The sequence below is a fragment of the Streptomyces sp. NPDC043867 genome (genome assembly GCF_056435845.1).
On record NZ_JBWKDS010000005.1, the window covers coordinates 240,338 to 256,610 of the forward strand.

General features: G+C 70.7%; 13 protein-coding genes. 6 read left to right on the plus strand and 7 right to left on the minus strand.

Annotated elements, in window-relative coordinates:
- Positions 1–158 precede the first annotated feature (158 nt).
- From AC069T_RS07550 to AC069T_RS07565, 4 genes are all read left to right on the plus strand, one after another.
- Complete coding sequence (locus AC069T_RS07550; RefSeq protein WP_119104869.1) at positions 159–737, plus strand: TerD family protein; 579 nt, start codon at positions 159–161, stop codon at positions 735–737.
- Positions 738–789: 52 nt separating this feature from the next.
- Positions 790–2,814: a TerD family protein gene (locus AC069T_RS07555; RefSeq protein ID WP_478781828.1), complete on the plus strand. Its 2,025-nt coding sequence runs from the start codon at positions 790–792 to the stop codon at positions 2,812–2,814.
- A gap of 286 nt (positions 2,815–3,100) precedes the next feature.
- Positions 3,101–4,096, plus strand: a complete 996-nt coding sequence (locus AC069T_RS07560; protein ID WP_478781829.1) for a TerC family protein — start codon at positions 3,101–3,103, stop codon at positions 4,094–4,096.
- 114 nt (positions 4,097–4,210) lie between these two features.
- Entirely contained in the window at positions 4,211–5,311 is a 1,101-nt protein-coding gene (locus AC069T_RS07565) for a calcium:cation antiporter (protein WP_478781830.1), read from the plus strand.
- Positions 5,312–5,430: 119 nt separating this feature from the next.
- On the opposite strand, the gene AC069T_RS07570 is transcribed toward AC069T_RS07565, so the two are convergent.
- On the minus strand, positions 5,431–6,732 hold the full coding sequence (locus AC069T_RS07570; RefSeq protein ID WP_478781831.1) for an MFS transporter: 1,302 nt from the start codon (positions 6,730–6,732) through the stop codon (positions 5,431–5,433).
- Positions 6,733–6,793: 61 nt separating this feature from the next.
- Positions 6,794–7,840 carry a S66 family peptidase gene (locus AC069T_RS07575; RefSeq protein ID WP_478781832.1) on the minus strand — a complete coding sequence of 349 codons (1,047 nt, stop codon included), beginning with the start codon at positions 7,838–7,840 and terminating at the stop codon, positions 6,794–6,796.
- A 101-nt stretch (positions 7,841–7,941) separates the two neighbouring features.
- On the opposite strand from AC069T_RS07575, the gene aroQ reads away from it, so the two are divergent.
- The gene (aroQ, locus tag AC069T_RS07580; RefSeq protein ID WP_476754138.1) at positions 7,942–8,415 is read left to right on the plus strand and encodes a type II 3-dehydroquinate dehydratase; all 474 of its coding nucleotides are present in this window, start codon (positions 7,942–7,944) and stop codon (positions 8,413–8,415) included.
- 225 nt (positions 8,416–8,640) lie between these two features.
- Here aroQ and AC069T_RS07585 read toward each other — a convergent pair whose 3' ends face one another.
- The 5 genes from AC069T_RS07585 to AC069T_RS07605 form a co-directional block, all read right to left on the minus strand.
- Positions 8,641–9,393 carry an amino acid ABC transporter ATP-binding protein gene (locus AC069T_RS07585; RefSeq protein ID WP_478781833.1) on the minus strand — a complete coding sequence of 251 codons (753 nt, stop codon included), beginning with the start codon at positions 9,391–9,393 and terminating at the stop codon, positions 8,641–8,643.
- Positions 9,390–10,289 (minus strand): amino acid ABC transporter permease, encoded by a 900-nt coding sequence (locus AC069T_RS07590; RefSeq protein ID WP_478781834.1) that lies wholly within the window; start codon positions 10,287–10,289, stop codon positions 9,390–9,392. Before AC069T_RS07590 ends, AC069T_RS07585 begins: the two co-directional genes overlap by 4 nt.
- Positions 10,286–11,170, minus strand: coding sequence for an ABC transporter substrate-binding protein (locus tag AC069T_RS07595; protein ID WP_478781835.1), 885 nt, complete (start codon positions 11,168–11,170; stop codon positions 10,286–10,288). Before AC069T_RS07595 ends, AC069T_RS07590 begins: the two co-directional genes overlap by 4 nt.
- Positions 11,171–11,482: 312 nt before the next feature.
- Positions 11,483–12,139, minus strand: coding sequence for an MBL fold metallo-hydrolase (locus AC069T_RS07600; protein ID WP_478781836.1), 657 nt, complete (start codon positions 12,137–12,139; stop codon positions 11,483–11,485).
- Between the two features lie 9 nt (positions 12,140–12,148).
- Entirely contained in the window at positions 12,149–12,838 is a 690-nt protein-coding gene (locus AC069T_RS07605) for a maleylpyruvate isomerase family mycothiol-dependent enzyme (protein WP_478781837.1), read from the minus strand.
- A gap of 221 nt (positions 12,839–13,059) precedes the next feature.
- Between AC069T_RS07605 and uvrA the strand changes: the two genes are divergently transcribed.
- Positions 13,060–16,128: an excinuclease ABC subunit UvrA gene (uvrA, locus tag AC069T_RS07610; protein ID WP_478781838.1), complete on the plus strand. Its 3,069-nt coding sequence runs from the start codon at positions 13,060–13,062 to the stop codon at positions 16,126–16,128.
- Positions 16,129–16,273 lie beyond the last annotated feature (145 nt).

The window sequence follows — 16,273 nt, forward strand, 5'->3', positions numbered from 1 at the left end:
ACGGTCAGGGGCCCCACCGAACCCTCGGGGCACGCGCTGTGTTGCAAGACCGACACAAAGTCCGTCCCAGGGTTCGGCACTGTCGGTGCCGCTGCGTAGGGTTCTGGTCATCCGCGGACTCCGCGGAAACAGGGGACGGTTCGAGAGGGGAACAGCGCGTGACGGTCAACATGACCAAGGGTCAGGCCATCAGTCTGCAGAAGAACGACGGGGGCACCCTGACCGCGGTGCGCATGGGGCTCGGCTGGCAGGCGGCCCCCCGGCGCGGCCTGTTCGGCTCGCGCACGCGGGAGATCGACCTCGACGCCTCCGCCGTGCTGTTCGCGGACAAGCAGCCCGTCGACGTGGTGTTCTTCCGGCACCTCGTCAGCGACGACGGCTCCGTGCGGCACACCGGTGACAACCTGGTCGGCGGCGTGGGCCAGGGCGGCGACGACGAGGCCATCCTCGTCGACCTCCAGCGGGTCCCGGTCCACATCGACCAGATCATCTTCACCGTGAACTCGTTCACGGGCCAGACGTTCCAGGAGGTCCAGGACGCGTTCTGCCGCCTGGTCGACGAGACCAACGGCCAGGAGCTCGCCCGGTACACGCTCGCCGGCGGCGGGCAGTACACGGCCCAGATCATGGCGAAGGTGCACCGGGCCGGCGCGGGCTGGCAGATGACGGCCCTCGGCACCCCGGCCAACGGCCGGACGTTCCAGGACCTGATGCCCGCGATCCTGCCGCACCTGTAGACACCGCGGGGCGCACAGCACACGAGGCGAAGTGACACGGGGGGACAAGGCGATGACGGCCGAGCTGGTCCGGGGACAGAACCATCCGCTCTCCCAGGTCCGTCTTGAGGTCCGCGTTTCGGCCGGCAGACCGGTCGTCGCGGGGGCCACACTCAGCGACGAGAAGGGCAGGGTCCACGGCGTCGAGTGGGTGGCCCACCCGGGTGCGCCCACCCTGCCCGGACTCGAGGTCTCCAAGCAGGCGGCGGCCGACCATCGCCTCGCCTTCGACCTGGCCGCCCTGCCGGACGCCGTGCACCGGGTCAGCGTGCTGCTCGCGCTGCCGTCCGGGGCCGGCGGTCCGGTCCGGTTCGGCGCCGTCGCCGCCCCCTTCGTCGCCGTCACCGGCCTCGACGGCGCCGAGGTCGCCAGCTACACCATCACCGGCCTCGACGCCGAATCGGCCGTCGTCGCCCTGGAGCTCTACCGCCGGCAGGGCGCCTGGAAGGTCCGGGCGGTCGGCCAGGGGTACGCGGGCGGCCTCGCCGAGCTGCTCACCGACCAGGGACTGCCCGAGGCGCAGCAGCTCGCGGCCGGGATCAACGAGGCGGTGGCCCAGGGACTGGCCCGCTCGGTGGTGGCGCCCCCGCCGCGCACGTCGGAGGGGGACCGCTCACGGCAGGCGGCCGCCTCGGCGGCCGGGCCGGACCAGCCCCTCCCCGGCACCCAGGGTGGCTCCGGTGACATACCGCCGCCGCCCCAGGCCCCGTACGACCCGCTCGGTCTGCACGCCGGCCCGGCCGGGCACGGCGGACACGCCGGGCTCACGCAGCCCGACTCCTCACCCGTCACGCAGCCGACGGTCCCGGCCGCCGGCGGGCCGGTCGACTATAGCCACCCGCGCCGGCAGCCCGCGGCGCCCCCTCCGCCCCCGCCGGCCGCACCCCCGGCCCAGCCCGGCCGACCCGCACAGCCCGTCGCGGGTGACGCGACAGGCTGGTCCATGGATGAGCGGCTCTACAACCAGGTGTGGGGCATGTTCGAAGACCTGGCGCGCAGCACGGCCGCGTACCGCAGCGCCGTCGACTTCGCCGACTCCCGCATGGAGCAGGAGCTCGACAAGGTCCTGTCCGACCCGCGCAGCCGCATCAGCGGGCAGGGCGACGCCGCACGAGAGGCCGCGCAGGCCAAGCACACCCAACTCGTCGACCAGGCCAGGGCGGTGCTCGACCGGGACCTCGCCCAGCTCACCGCCGAGGCCGAGGTCGTCGAGCCGGCGCTGCCCCCGGCGTTCGCGCGCTGGGACAACCCGGTCTGGCACGGCTACCGGGTCCCGATGGAGGTCCCGATGGCCTTGCGGCTCGGCGATCTCCATCTGCCCGAGAGCGAGGGACTGAGCATCCCGATGCTGGTCCGGCTGCCGCTGGAGCGCGGTCTGTGGATCGACAGCGGGCGTTCCGGACTCGACGACTCCTTCGCCGATTCGGGGGATCTGCGCAGGCTGGCGATGGAATCGGCGGTGGCGCACGCCGCGCGTCTGCTCGCCGTCTATCCCGCCGGCGAGTTCACGGTGCACGCCATAGACCCCGCCGGTTCGGGTGCCGCCTCGCTCGCGCCGCTGGTCCGGTCCGGTGTGCTCGCCGGTCCGCCGGCCGCGGGCGCCGCGGGTGTGGCCGACGTGCTGACTCGGCTCACCCAGCGCGTCGACCTGGTGCAGATGGCGCTGCGCGGCGGCGCGGCCGACTCGCTGCCGCCGGGCTTCGACACCGCCGAGCAGCTGGTGATCGTGCACGACTTCCCGCACGGTTTCGACGACCGTGCGGTGACGCAGCTGCGCTATCTCGCGGACGAGGGACCGGCCGTCGGCGTCCACCTGATGATGGTCGCCGACCGGGAGGACGCGTCCGCGTACGGGCCGCTGCTCGATCCGCTCTGGCGCTCGCTTCTGCGGCTCACGCCGGTCCCGGAGGATCATCTCGCCGACCCGTGGGTCGGTCACGCCTGGACGTACGAGCCCTCGCTCGTCCCGCCGGGCAGCCAGGTGCTCGAGCAGGTGCTCGCGCAGATCGCCGAGGCCCGCCGCTCCTGGAACCGCTGAGGAGTCTCCGAGCCCGCACCAAGCCCTGGTAAAGCCCTATGAGCTGCACACTTGGTTTTTCTTTTACCAACCTCTTTACCTTTCCTTGGTGATTGGCGTACTCTTTCCGTACGGAGGGGAGTACTCCCTACGAACTGCGGCGCACCCGTCAATACGGATCAGGCCAGATCCCGGGGCGTCGGCCCGCAGGCACCGGTCGCATCACGCGCCCCGGCCGCCTCGGGTGGAAGAGACCTCCGGTAGCGACGACGCTGACAATCTGCCGTTACGTACTGCCGGAGGCGCAGTGGATGTTTCCATGACCCTGTGGGTCCTGACCATCGTGGGTCTGGCCGCACTGATCGCGGTCGACTTTCTCATCGGGCGAAAGCCCCACGACGTATCGATCAAGGAAGCCGGGATCTGGACGGTGGTCTGGATCGTCCTGGCCGCTCTGTTCGGCCTCGGACTGCTCGTCTTCTCCGGCGGCCAACCCGCGGGAGAGTTCTTCGCCGGCTTCATCACCGAGAAATCGCTGAGCGTCGACAACCTCTTCGTCTTCGTCCTGATCATGGCGAAGTTCGCGGTGCCGACGAAGTACCAGCAGCGTGTCCTGCTCGTGGGCGTGCTCATCGCGCTCGTCCTGCGCGCCATATTCATCGCCGCGGGCGCCGCGATCATCTCGAACTTCGCCTGGGTGTTCTACATCTTCGGTGCGTTCCTCATCTACACCGCCTGGAAGCTGATCCAGGAGGCCCGAGCCGACCAGGACGACGAGGAGTTCGAGGAGAACCGGCTGCTGAAGCTCGCCGAGCGACGCTTCGGCGTGGCGGACCGCTATCACGGCACGAAGCTGTGGATCCGGCAGAACGGCAAGCGCGTCATGACGCCGATGCTCGTCGTGATGCTGGCGATCGGCACCACCGACGTCCTCTTCGCGCTCGACTCGATCCCGGCCATCTTCGGCCTGACCCAGGACCCGTACATCGTGTTCACGGCCAACGCGTTCGCACTGATGGGCCTGCGGCAGCTGTACTTCCTCATCGGCGGTCTGCTGAAGAAGCTGGTCCACCTGAGCTACGGCCTGTCCGTCATCCTCGGCTTCATCGGCGTGAAGCTGGTGCTGCACGCCCTGCACGAGTCCGGGGTGCATGTCCCCGAGATCTCCATACCGGTCTCGCTCGGCGTGATCTGCGCCGTCCTGATCGTCACCACGATCACCAGCCTGATCGCCTCCAGGAAGCAGGCGCGGGAGGAATCCCGTAGGGCGGAGGGCGCGCCGAAGGACAGCATCGACGTCTGACGACGTCGGCGACGGGCGGCGGCCTCCTCTGGGGACCGCTCCGCCGCCCCGTGGACCCACGTGGGCCGCGTCACCGAACGTGCAGGGCCAGGACGCGTCTGCGACGATCGCTGCATGATCGTTCCGCTCCGGTCGCTCGCGACGCAGTGGACGGCCGTCGTGCCGGCGGTCGCGGTCGTCCTGCTGGCCTTCACCTGGGGCCGCGGCCTGTCCGGCGGCGTCGTGGCGCTCGTGACGGTGGTCCTCGCGGGATCGGTCCTGGCGGCCGTCCACCACGCCGAGGTGGTGGCGCACCGCGTGGGCGAACCCTTCGGCTCACTCGTCCTGGCCGTGGCCGTCACCGTCATCGAGGTCGCGCTGATCGTCACCCTGATGGCCGACGGCGGGGACAAGAGCTCCACCCTGGCGCGGGACACCGTGTTCGCGGCCGTGATGATCACCTGCAACGGCATCGTCGGTCTCACCCTGCTCGTGGCCTCGCTGCGCCATGGGCTCGCGGTCTTCAACGCGGAAGGGACCGGCGCCGCCCTGGCCACGGTCGCGACACTGGCCACGCTCAGTCTGGTGCTGCCGACGTTCACCACCAGCAAGCCGGGCCCGGAGTTCTCCTCGGCCCAGCTCACCTTCGCCGCGTTCGCCTCGCTGGCCCTGTACGGCCTGTTCGTCTCCACCCAGACAGTGCGGCACCGGGACTACTTCCTGCCGATCACCCGGCAGGGCGTGGTCATCGAGACGGACGACCACGCCGACAGGCCGTCCGCGCGTACGGCGGCCGTCAGCGTGGGGCTGCTCGGTCTGGCTCTCGTCGGTGTGGTGGGCCTCGCCAAAGGGGTCTCGCCCACCATCGAGTCCGGCGTGGACGCGGCCGGGATGCCGCAGGCCGTGGTCGGCGTGATCATCGCGCTTCTCGTGCTGCTGCCCGAGACCATCGCGGCGCTGCGGTCGGCCCGCCGTGACCGCGTGCAGACCAGCCTGAACCTGGCACTGGGATCGGCGATGGCCAGTATCGGTCTCACCATTCCCGCCGTCGCCCTGGCGTCTCTCTGGCTGTCGGGACCCCTGGTACTCGGTCTCGACCCCGTGCACATGGTGCTGCTCGCGCTGACCGTCGTCGTGAGCTCCCTGACGGTCGTGCCCGGCCGCGCGACCCCCCTCCAGGGCGGCGTCCACCTGGTGCTGTTCGCGGCCTACCTGGAGCTGGCCGTCAACCCGTAGCCACCGCCGGGCGCTCCCCGACGGCACGGCACGGCCCGCGACCGGCCGCACGGGTCAACCCGCGAGCGTCGCAACGGCCGGAACGCCACCCGGTCGGCGCGGCCCGTGAACCCCCTCGGTCAGTCCGTGGCCCCCACGACGGTCAGGCGAGGTACCGGCCGCGTCTCGGGCAGCAGCGCGAAGCAGCCAAGGCTCAGCAGCGCGATGACCGTCAGATAGGCGGCCACACCCCAGGGGACACCGTCCCCCCGGGCCACGGCCGTCGCCACGAGGGGCGTCAGGGCGCCCCCGAGCACCCCTCCCAGGTTGTAGCCCAGGGCCGCGCCGGTGCAGCGCATCCGAGGCTCGAACAGCTCCGGGAGATACGCGGCGATCACCGCGAACATGGTGATGAAGGCGAGCAGCGCCACCAGGAACCCGAAGAACATGAGCAGTGGCTCACCGGTCGACAGCAGCGCCACCATCGGGAACATCCACAGCGCGGCGGCCGCGCTGCCCGTCAGACACAGCGGCCGCCGCCCGAAGCGGTCGCCCAGCATCGCGGCCACGGGCGTCAGCGAGCCCTTCACCACGACGGCGGCCATGATGCAGGCCAGCATGACGGTACGGCTCACCCCGAGCCGTTCGACGCCGTAGGCGAGGGCCCAGGTGGTCACGGCGTAGAACACCGCGTAGCCCACCGCGAGTCCGCCGGCCGTCAGCAGCACGAGCCGCCAGTGGCCGCGCACCACGTCGACGAGCGGCACGCGCGCGTGCTCCCGCAGTTCGAGGAACTCGGGGCTCTCCCTGAGCGAGCTGCGCAGCCACAGGCCGGCGAGCGCGAGGACGCCGGCCGCCCAGAAGGGCACCCGCCATCCCCAGGCCGCGAACTGCGCGTCGGACAGGGTCGCGGACAGCGCCAGCATCACGCCGTTGGCGAGGACGAACCCCAGCGAGGGGCCGATCTGGGGAAAGCTCGACCACAGTCCGCGCCGTGCGGCGGGCGCGTGCTCCGCGGTCAGCAGCACCGCGCCGCCCCACTCCCCGCCTAGCCCGAGACCTTGCAGGAAACGCAGCACGAGCAGGAGCACGGGGGCGGCGACACCGATCGAGCCGTAGGCCGGGACGCAGCCGACCGCGACGGTCGCGGCGCCGGTCAGCAGCAGCGAGGCGACCAGGACGGGCCGCCGCCCCCGGCGGTCTCCGATGTGCCCGAAGAGCACGGAACCCAGCGGCCGTGCGACGAAGCCGACCCCGAACGTCCCGAACGCCGCCAGTGTCCCCGCCAGCGGGGAGAACGTCGGGAAGAACAGCGGACCGAGGACCAGTGCGGCGGCGGTGCCGTAGACGAAGAAGTCGTAGAACTCGATGGCCGTCCCGGCGAGGGAGGCGGCCGCGAGCCTGAGCATGGAGGGTGCCCTCACGGAGCGTACGTCGTGCATGCCGCGTCAACTACCCGGAGTGATCGGCAGTTACGGGGGCGTGCGGTGGTGCGGAGCCCTCTCAGTAGGTGACCGTGATGCGCCGGGCGGGACCGTCGACGCGAATCGTGCCTCCGCAGGGGATGACGAGCTGCGGATCGGTGTGACCGAAGTCCACATCGAGGACGACCATCATGTCCGGGGCGTATCTGCCGACGGCCCTGAGGACCGCCTCGCGCTGGTCCCGCGCGTAACGGGCCTTCGCGGCCGCGTCGTTGGGCTGCTCGAAGGACCACGCCTTGGGGCGCCCCATGAGGAGGGCGGGGAAGCGCCGGAGCAGTCCGCGCTCGCCCATGCTCCGCAGGATCCGGAACACGTCCTCGGCCCTGGGCAGGTCTTCCGAGGTCTCCAGGAACAGCACGTGGCCGTCGTACACGGACGGGTCGGCGGCCATCTCGCGGTCGGCCATCAGCAGCCAGGAGAGAATCTCGATGTTGCCGCCCCAGGACCGGCCTTCGACGACGCGCTCGGCACGGTGCCAGCGCCAGCCGGTGCCCGGTTCCGTGGCGGGCTCGCGGTCGAAGGTCGACGGGTCGTCCCAGGGCCGGTCGACGTCGGTGAAACGGTCGGCGGGCCGCAACTCGTAGGGGGCGCGGGTGAAGAGGGCGGCCCGCAGCGACTCGGTGGTCGGCCCGGCCATGGCACCGGGGCGGCCCAGCTCGCACATGACGGTCGCGCCGTGGTAGCCGACGATGCCCGTGTTCCACAGGTACAGGAGCACATTCGTGTTGTCGCTGGACCCGAAGAACGGCTTCGGATGTGCCCGGATCAACTCCCGGTCCAGGAACGGCAGGACCGTGATCTGGTCGTCGCCGCCGATCGAGGCGATCACGGCCTTGACCGACGGGTCGGCGAAGGCGGCGTTCAGGTCGGCGGCGCGCTCCTCGGGCGCCGAGCCCGGCTTGCGGGTCGTCGGATACTCGACCGGCTCCAGGCCGTACACCTCCCGGAGCCGCTCAAGGCCCAGCTCGAACGGTTGCGGGAAGAGCGCGGGCAGTGCGGCGGACGGCGAGAGCACGGCTATCCGGTCCCCGGGCACGGGCTTGGGAGCGTAGACAGGGGTCGTCATGGCGAGAGGTTACGGGCGGCCGGCCGTGCGGCGCATCGTGATAAACCGGGTTCGAACAGCGGTCCTGTACGGGCCGGCAGACCGCAAGGACCGGAGGAACCGTGCCCCGCACCCTCGCCCACGCCCCGATCATGATCCTCAACGGGCCCAACCTGAACCTTCTCGGGCAGCGCCAGCCGGAGATCTACGGCTCCGACACCCTGGCCGACGTCGAGGCGCTGTGCGCCGAGGCGGCCGCGGCGCACGGCGGCACGGTGGACTTCCGCCAGTCCAATCACGAGGGCGAGCTGGTGGACTGGATCCACGAGGCACGCCTGCGTCACGCGGGCATCGTGATCAACCCGGCCGCCTACTCGCACACCTCCGTCGCGATCCTGGACGCGCTCAACACCTGCGACGGGCTTCCGGTGGTGGAGGTCCACATCTCCAACATCCATCAGCGGGAGGAGTTCCGGCACCACTCGTACGTCTCGCTGCGCGCGGACGGTGTGATCGCGGGATGCGGAGTGCAGGGGTACGCGTTCGCGGTGGAACGGATCGCGACACTGGCGGGGACGGGCCGGGCGGAGGCCTGACCGGGGACGACCGTAGGCGAGACAGGGGCTGACACCCCCGGCCCGCACGGGCCGGGGGCGGGGGAGCGCCCACCGGAGTCGGCCTAAGCCGGCGTCACCCGGCCCCAGAGCCGGCGTCACCCGGGCTCGAAGCCGGCTCACTCGGCCGCGGAGCTGGGTTCAACCGGCCGCAGAGCCGGCCTCGCAGTCGGCCTCAACCGGTGCCGAAGCCGGCCTCGACCGGCCTCAAAGCCGGCCCGCCTCCACGATCCGGCGCAGAAACCGCTGGGTCCGCTCCCGCTGCGGGGCGCCGAAGACCTCGTCGGCCGTGCCGCGTTCCAGGATCACGCCGCCGTCGAGGAAGCAGACCTGGTCGGCGACCTCACGGGCGAAGCCCATCTCGTGCGTCGCCAGCACCATGGTCATGCCCTCGTCCTTCAAGTCCCGCACGACGGCGAGGACCTCACCCACGAGTTCCGGGTCGAGGGCGGCGGTGATCTCGTCGAGAAGCAGCAGCCGGGGGCGTACGGCCAGCGCGCGGACGATCGCGGCCCGCTGCTGCTGACCACCGCTCAGCCGGTCCGGGTACTCGTCCGCCTTCGCGCCGAGCCCGAGCCGGTCGAGCAGCTCACGGGCGTGCTCCTCGGCCTGCGAGCGGCTCGCCCCGTGCACGCGGCGCGGGGCGAGCGTGACGTTCTCCAGGACGGTCATGTGCGGGAAGAGGTTGTACGCCTGGAAGACGACGCCGATCCGGCGGCGTACCGCGTCCTGGTCGGTACGGGGGTCGGTGATCTCCTCGTCGTCCAGCCAGATGGCGCCGTCGTCGATCTCCTCGAGGAGATTCGCGCAGCGCAGCAGAGTCGACTTGCCCGACCCGGAGGTGCCGATCAGCGCGGTCACCGTGTGCGGAGCGACCTCCAGGTCGACGTCCCGCAGGACGACGGACGCGCCGAAGGTCTTGCGGACGGACTCCATGCGAAGGACGGGGGAGTTGCTCATAGGGATCCTCCCTGCGCGCGTCGGCGGTCCATCCGCGCGGTGACCCAGTCCGTGAGGCGGGTCATGGGGATGGTCAGCGCGACGAAGACCAGGCCGGCGACGATGTACGGCGTGTAGTTGAGGCTGCGGCCCACGATGATGTCGGCGGCGCGCACCGCGTCGACCGCCCCGCCGATCGAGACGAGGCCGGTGTCCTTCTGGAGCGACACCAGGTCGTTGAGCAGGGGAGGCACCTGACGGCGTACGGCCTGGGGCAGGACCACATGGCGCAGCGTCTGCCGGTTGGTGAGACCGAGTGAGCGGGCCGCGGCGCGCTGCGAGGGGTGGACGGACTCGATGCCGGCGCGGAACACCTCCGCCACGTACGCCGAGTACGTCAGCGTGAGTGCCGTGCCGCCCAGCAGCACGGGGTCAACCGTCACGCCCTGCAGCCGCAGTGCGGGGACGCCCAGCACCACGATCATCAGGTTGATGATCAGGGGGAGGCCGCGGAAGAAGTCGGTGTAGGCGGCGGCCAGCGCGCGCACGGGGAAGAACACCGGACCGCGCAGCGTGCGGGCCACGGCGATCAGCATGCCGAGGACGAGGACCGCGGCGCCGCAGACGAGCAGGAGGCGGACGTTGAGCCAGAGCCCTTCCAGGACCTTGGGGAGCGCCTCGCGCGCGTACTGCGCGTTGAAGAAGGTCTCCTGGGTGCGCGGCCAGCCGGGAGCGCTGACGACCACGAGGTACAGGACGACACCGGTGACGAGGGTGGAGACCGCGGCGATCGCCGTCGCGCGGCGGGTGCGGGCGCGCTTGTGGCGCTCCCGCCCGATCCGCCGCTGCGAGGGGACGTACGTCTCGCGCAGGTCCTCACCGGAGCTGTCCCCGGACAGCTCCTTGGTGACCGTCACTTGAGGACCGGGGCGTCGACGGCGTCGGACAGCCACTGCTTCTCGATCTTCGCAAGTGTGCCGTCCTCGCGGAGGGCGTCGACGGCGTCCGTCACGCACGAGGTCAGCGCGCTGCCCTTGTCGAGCACGAGCCCGAACTGCTCCGGCGTACCGCCCTGGTTCTCGAACTGGCCGACGATCTTCGCGTCCGTCACCTCGGCCGCCGTGATGTAGAAGGCGGTCGGCAGGTCGGTGACGATGGCGTCGACCTGGCCGTTCTTGAGTGCGGACTTGGCCTGGTCGTTCTTCGCGTACGCGGCGGGCTGTCGCGTCGGCCGCACCACGTCGTCGATGTAGTTCAGGCTGGTGGTGCCGACCTGCGCGCCGAGCTTCAGGCCCTTGAGGCCGTCGAGGTTCTTCGCCCGGGCGGCCTTGGACCCCTTCAGCGCGATGACGGCCTGGCGGACGTCGTAGTAGCCGGACGAGAAGTCCACGGCCTTCTTGCGTTCGGCACTGATCGACACCTGGTTGATGTCGAGGTCGAAGGTCTTCTCACCGGGCGCGAAGGCCTTGTTGAAGGGGACGGTCTGCCAGACGACGTCGCCCTTGCCGTAACCGAGCCGCTGCGCGACGGCGTAGGCGACGGCCGACTCGAAGCCCTTGCCGTTCGCCGGCTTGCCGTCCTTGAACCAGGGTTCGTACGCCGGTTCGTCGGTGGCGATCGTCAGCTTCCCGGCGGTCTCGGTACGCAACTCGCCCTGGGCGCAGGCCTTCGAGGCGCTCCCGGAGGCCTTGTCGTCCGTCTTGTCCTCCGGCTGCGGCGCACAGGCCGCGGCGGCGAAGAGCAGGGTGACGGTGGCGGCGGACGCGGCGCGGCGCAGGGCACGTGGGGCGAGAGACATGGCGGGAGAGTGACAGCGCGGCGACCTGTCTGTCCAGGTCACGACAGGAATTGTCCGCATCGTGGGAACGGGTGTTGCATTCCTGTGAACGGCGCCCGGCCGGCGAGCACTCGGGGCCGGGCCGCCGGCCGGGGGCGGGGAAATCGAACGGCCGGCGGCCCCTTCCGCGCAGGCGCCGTCTCCTGTGCGGGAAGCTTCCAGTGGACTGCACCACTGCGCGCGCCGGGAGCGCGCGCGTGCCACCGGCGCGTGCGGTCGCTTCACACGGGGCGCGTGACGCACGCCCCCTCGGTGGCCGGCACCGGGCCCGCCTCACCAGCCCCGGGCGCGCCACTCCGGGAGGTGCGGACGTTCGGCGCCCAGCGTCGTGTCGTTGCCGTGTCCCGGGTAGACCCAGGTCTCGTCCGACAGCGGGCCGAAGATCTTCGCCTCCACGTCGTCGATGAGGGTGGTGAAGGCCTGCGGGTCCTTGCGTGTGTTGCCCACACCGCCCGGGAAGAGACAGTCACCCGTGAACACATGCGCGTGCCCGTGCGGATCGTCGTAGACGAGCGCGATCGAACCCGGCGTGTGACCCACCAGGTGGCGTGCGGTGAGTTCCACGCGCCCCACCCGGATCGGGTCGCCGTCGTCGACCAGGACGTCGGTCGGCACCGGGATGCCCTCGGCGTCGTCGCGGCCCGCGTAGGTGCGCGCTCCGGTGGCCGCCACGACCTCCGCGAGCGCCTGCCAGTGGTCGCCGTGCCGGTGCGTGGTGACGACGGACGCGATGCCGTCGTCACCGATCAGCGTGAGCAGCGTCGAGGCGTCGTTCGCCGCGTCGATCAGCAACTGCTCGCCGGTCGCCCGGCAGCGCAGCAGATAAGCGTTGTTGTCCATGGGGCCGACCGCGACCTTGGAGATCATCAGGTCCGGCAGCTCGTGCACATCGGCGGGTCCGCCGACCTTCACCGCTCCGCTGTACGTCATGGCGGCAGCCTATAGCGGGGGGAGGGCGGGAAGCGGGCCGCCGTCGACGGTCAGGTCCGTCCCCTCGCGGCGCCCCGACAGCCAGCCGAGCAGCGCGGGCGCGGGGCCGGTCACCGTGACCTCCGGGGTGCCCTGCGGGCCGCGTCCCGTGCTCCACGCGCGTGTGGAGTCCGTTACCCGGGTGGACGGCACATCGGGATGCCCGGCGAAACGGTCGGCGAGGAACTCGATCTCCCGCGCCACGAACTCCTCCGGAAGATCCTCGAGCTCGTACCCGATGCCGAGGTCCACGTGATGCAGCTCCACCTCCACCCAGCGCCGGAACGGCACCCGGGACGCGGAGTCCTTGACGCCGTTGCGCAGCTCCACCGTGCGGGACCAGTCCGCGGGTGCGGCCCCGGCCTCCTGGAACCGGGCCGCGCTCTCGCGCACGTCCGTGAGCTGCTGCGCCAGGGGGCGTGGCGCGTCCCGCTCGATGTCCGCGTCCCGGGCGTCCCCTGACACGTACATAGGGCGCCCGGCGAGGACGTTCACGAGCGCGTCCGCGTTGCGGGCGAGGTGGGCGAGGACATGGCCGCGGCTCCAGCCGGGCAGCCGTGACGACTCGGTCACTGCGGCGTTGTCCAGTCGGCCGGCTGCGCTGAGGAGCCGTTCGGTCGCGTCACGTACTGACGCCAGGTCGCGCACATGATCGTTCATGGATCCGACGATAGCCGCGCCACACCTTCGGGTGAAGGTGCTCGACCTCACCCATAAATCGAATGTGCGTGCTATAAGGTCGAGCGTGGCGTCGGGCATGCTGGATGGTCCGGGATTGTTACCAACCATGGGATCCGACCGGCGTTGTCAGTGGCTCCCCCTAGTCTGAAGAAGACGGGGCCTCGCCCCTGTCACTTCTCTCAAGAAAGGTGCGGACCGGCGTGGCCGACCGTCTCATCGTCCGTGGAGCGCGCGAGCACAATCTGAAGAATGTCTCGCTCGACCTCCCGCGCGACTCGCTCATCGTCTTCACGGGCCTGTCGGGGTCGGGCAAGTCCTCCCTCGCCTTCGACACCATCTTCGCCGAGGGCCAGCGCAGGTACGTCGAGTCCCTCTCGTCGTACGCCCGGCAGTTCCTCGGTCAGATGGACAAGCCGGACGTCGACTTCATCGAGGGCCTGTCCCCGGCCGTCTCCATCGACCAGAAGTCGACCTCGCGCAACCCGCGCTCGACGGTCGGCACCATCACCGAGGTCTACGACTACCTGCGGCTGCTCTTCGCGCGCATCGGCAAGCCGCACTGTCCCGAGTGCGGCCGTCCGATCTCCCGCCAGTCGCCGCAGGCCATCGTCGACAAGGTCCTGGAGCTGCCGGAGGGAAGCCGCTTCCAGGTGCTGTCGCCCCTGGTGCGCGAGCGCAAGGGGGAGTTCGTCGACCTCTTCGCCGACCTCCAGACCAAGGGGTACAGCCGCGCCCGGGTCGACGGCGAGACGATCCAGCTCACCGAGCCGCCCACGCTCAAGAAGCAGGAGAAGCACACCATCGAGGTGGTCGTCGACCGCCTCACGGTGAAGGACGGCGCCAAGCGCCGCCTCACCGACTCCGTGGAGACCGCCCTCGGGCTCTCCGGCGGCATGGTCGTCCTGGACTTCGTCGACCTCCCGGCCGACGACCCCGAGCGCGAACGCATGTACTCGGAGCACCTGTACTGCCCGTACGACGACCTGTCGTTCGAAGAGCTGGAGCCCCGCTCCTTCTCCTTCAACTCCCCCTTCGGCGCCTGCCCCGAGTGCACCGGTATCGGTACGCGCATGGAGGTCGACCCCGAGCTGATCGTCCCGGACGAGGACAAGTCCCTCGACGAGGGAGCCATCCACCCCTGGTCGCACGGACACACCAAGGAGTACTTCGGACGTCTCGTCGGAGCCCTCGCGGACGCCCTCGGATTCCGGACCGACATGCCCTTCGCCGGTCTGCCGCAGCGCGCCCGGAAGGCCCTGCTCCACGGACACAAGACCCAGATCGAGGTCCGCTACCGCAACCGCTACGGACGCGAGCGGGTGTACACCACGCCCTTCGAGGGCGCCGTCCCGTTCGTCAAGCGGCGGCACAGCGAGGCCGAGAGCGACGCCAGCCGGGAGCGCTTCGAGGGCTACATGCGCGAGGTGCCCTGCCCCACCTGTCACGGCACGCGCCTGAAGCCGATCGTCCTCGCGGTCACGGTCATGGAGAAGTCGATCGCGGAGGTCTCCGCGATGTCCATCAGCGACTGCGCGGACTTCCTCGGCAAGCTGAAGCTCAACGCCCGGGACAAGAAGATCGCCGAGCGCGTCCTGAAGGAGGTCAACGAACGGCTGCGCTTCCTGGTCGACGTCGGCCTCGACTACCTCTCGCTGAACCGCGCGGCCGGCACCCTCTCCGGCGGCGAGGCCCAGCGCATCCGCCTGGCGACACAGATCGGCTCCGGCCTGGTCGGTGTCCTGTACGTCCTGGACGAGCCGTCCATCGGCCTGCACCAGCGCGACAACCACCGGCTGATCGAGACGCTGGTCCGGCTGCGTGACATGGGCAACACGCTCATCGTCGTCGAGCACGACGAGGACACCATCAAGGTCGCGGACTGGGTGGTCGACATCGGCCCCGGCGCGGGCGAGCACGGCGGCAAGGTCGTGCACAGCGGTTCCCTGAAGGAACTGCTCGCCAACGACGACTCGGTCACCGGCCAGTACCTGTCGGGCAAGAGGCAGATCGCCCTCCCGGACGTCCGGCGGCCCACCGACCCGAGCCGCCGGCTCACGGTCCACGGCGCCCGGGAGAACAACCTCCGGGACATCGACGTGTCCTTCCCGCTCGGCGTGCTCACTGCCGTCACGGGCGTCTCGGGCTCCGGGAAGTCGACGCTGGTCAACGACATCCTGTACACGCACCTCGCCCGCGAACTGAACGGCGCACGCAACGTCCCCGGCCGGCACACACGCGTGGAGGGCGACGACCTCGTCGACAAGGTCGTGCACGTCGACCAGTCGCCCATCGGCCGTACGCCCCGGTCCAACCCGGCGACGTACACCGGAGTCTTCGACCACGTCCGCCGGCTGTTCGCCGAGACGACCGAGGCGAAGGTGCGGGGCTATCTGCCCGGCCGCTTCTCCTTCAACGTCAAGGGCGGCCGCTGCGAGAACTGCTCCGGCGACGGCACGATCAAGATCGAGATGAACTTCCTGCCCGACGTGTACGTCCCGTGCGAGGTCTGCCACGGGGCGCGCTACAACCGGGAGACCCTGGACGTCCACTACAAGGGCAAGTCCATCGCCGAGGTCCTCGACATGCCGATCGAGGAGGCCATGGACTTCTTCGAGGCCGTACCGGCGATCTCCCGGCACCTCAGGACGCTCAACGACGTCGGCCTCGGCTACGTACGGCTCGGCCAGTCCGCGCCGACGCTGTCCGGCGGTGAGGCGCAGCGCGTCAAGCTCGCCAGCGAGCTGCAGAAGCGGTCCACGGGCCGCACGGTGTACGTGCTGGACGAGCCGACCACCGGTCTGCACTTCGAGGACATCAGCAAGCTGATCAAGGTGCTCTCGGGCCTGGTGGACAAGGGCAACACGGTCATCGTCATCGAGCACAACCTCGACGTCGTCAAGACCGCCGACTGGGTCGTCGACATGGGCCCCGAGGGCGGCAGCGGCGGTGGCCTGGTCATCGCGGAGGGCACGCCGGAAGAGGTCGCCGGAGTCCCGGCCAGCCACACCGGCAAGTTCCTTCGCGAGATCCTCGGCGCCGACCGGATCAGCGACGGCACGTCGGTGAAGGCTCCGCGCAAGGCCCCGGCCAAGAAGACGGTCGCTGCCGGGTCACCGGCCCGCAAGACGGCCACCGAGGCCGTCAGCGGCACGGCCGCCAAGAAGACCGCCGCGGCCCCGAAGAAGACGCCGGTCAAGAAGGCGCCGGCGAAGAAGACGGCCACGAAGGCGGCGCCCGCGAAGAAGACCACGCGGGCCCGCAAGGCCTGACCGGCGGACGCGCGCCCGCACCGGGCCTGACGCGTCACCGGAAGCGGGGGGGGGGGGGGGGGGGGGGGTTGTTGGGGGGGGGGGGGGGGGGTGGGGGGGGGTGGGGGGGGGGGATGGAGTCAATTCTCTGCCAGCCCCATGGAGA